Origin of the sequence: Polaromonas sp. CG_9.11, from assembly GCF_015752225.1 — a bacterium.
Classification (GTDB): domain Bacteria; phylum Pseudomonadota; class Gammaproteobacteria; order Burkholderiales; family Burkholderiaceae_C; genus Polaromonas.
On record NZ_JADOVE010000076.1, the window covers coordinates 1 to 1,089 of the forward strand.

Below are 1,089 nucleotides of genomic sequence, written 5' to 3' on the forward strand. Positions count from 1 at the left end.
GTGATGTGAATGCGGTGTTCTGGTCATGAAATGAAGCTGTCGGGCAGTTAGCCATCAAAGAATTGGATGCGACAACAATTCTGACACCCGGGGGTCTTGTCGATCCGCCCGTACTCGGCGATGGCTTGCGCCAGACGGGTGGGCTGGTCGCCGACCTGCAGCGTGCGCATGATGCCGCTGGCCGATACCTGGCCAAGTTTGAGCGAGCCGGCCAGGCGCAGCATGTCATCCCAGTGCGGCGCGATGCGGTTCATGCGCAGAAGGTTGGCCGACATCGGGTTGAGCAACCCATAGTCTGCGTGCGGGTCAATTCGCCAAAAGCGTGTGCCGCCAACATCGGCCAGGCGCGGGCAGAAGCGATAGCCCAGCAGTCGAAACAGGCCGAATACCACGTCACTATAAGCGCCGGTGTCGGTCATGATCTGCGTCGGTTGGAGATCGGTTTGCTGCTCAAGAAGAACGGCCAGCAGAATCAGACTGTCACGCAACGTGCCTGGCACGGTGATGTCGTTTAACCCGGAGAACTGATCCGACAACATGTTGTACCAGGTGACGCCACGGCCGACGCCGAAGTATTTCGGATTGGGTCCCGCATGCACTGTGCGCACCGGCACCACGAAACGCATCCCATCGGCTGAAGCAACCTCACCACTGCCCCACAGGCGGGCCAGCGCCAGGCGACTCTGAGCCGACACCAGTAAACCATTGGCAGCGGTTAGCGTGTCGTCACGTACGTAGTTCTGATCCACCCAGGACAGCCGATCGCGCTTGAGGGCGGGAACGTCGTTGCGGATCAGCGGTTCCATCCCGGTATTGCAGGCCTCGGCCATCAACACCGCACACACGCTGACGTGCAGATCTGCAGCGCGAGCCGTGTGCTCCGAGAGGTGCGTGAAGGCGTCGGTGAAGCCGGTGCGCGCGGCGATTTCCAGAATCAACTCCGGCAGGTCCACGCGCGGCAGCATGCTGCTCACCTTCTGGCGCAACGCAACCAGCCGGTGGCTGTCAAGGAAGTTGTCGCCTGAAGTGAAGTGAGTCAGGCTACTTTTTGCGTGTTTCGAAGCTCCTTGATTTGTGGGGTTTCTGGGT

The 1,089-nt window shown here is 60.4% G+C and carries 1 pseudogene; it reads right to left on the reverse strand.

The annotated features are described in order from the left end of the window. Window positions 1–92: 92 nt before the first annotated feature. Window positions 93–1,089 (reverse strand): annotated as a pseudogene (locus IWX85_RS20185) (transposase); the annotation flags it as partial.